Consider the following 394-nt stretch of genomic DNA (forward strand, 5'->3'; position numbering starts at 1 on the left):
GCTGAATGATTATCTCGTTGCTTACGCAACCAAATATCTAATGTATGTCCCTCTGCATCAATGGCACGATATAAATAGCTCCATTTTCCTTTTATTTTGATGTACGTCTCATCAATACGCCATTTGTAATAAGCTTTTTTATGCTTTTTCTTCCAAATTTGATACAAAATTGGGGCATATTCTTGAACCCAACGGTAGACCGTTGAATGATGAACGTTTACACCACGTTCCCTTAATATTTCAGATATATCACGATAACTCAATGCATATCTTAGATAGTAGCCAACGGCTACAGTGATAACATCCTTGTTAAATTGTTTATATCTGAAATAGTTCATACAGAAGACTCCTTTTTGTTAAAATTATACTATAAATTCAACTTTGCAACAGAACC

1 pseudogene is annotated in these 394 nt (G+C 33.8%); it reads right to left on the bottom strand.

Annotated elements, in window-relative coordinates:
- Positions 1-338, bottom strand: a pseudogene (locus tag CD129_RS00005) (IS6-like element IS257 family transposase); the annotation flags it as partial.
- Positions 339-394: the final 56 nt, after the last annotated feature.

Origin of the sequence: Mammaliicoccus fleurettii (assembly GCF_003970575.1) — a bacterium.
Taxonomy (GTDB): Bacteria; Bacillota; Bacilli; order Staphylococcales; family Staphylococcaceae; genus Mammaliicoccus; species Mammaliicoccus fleurettii.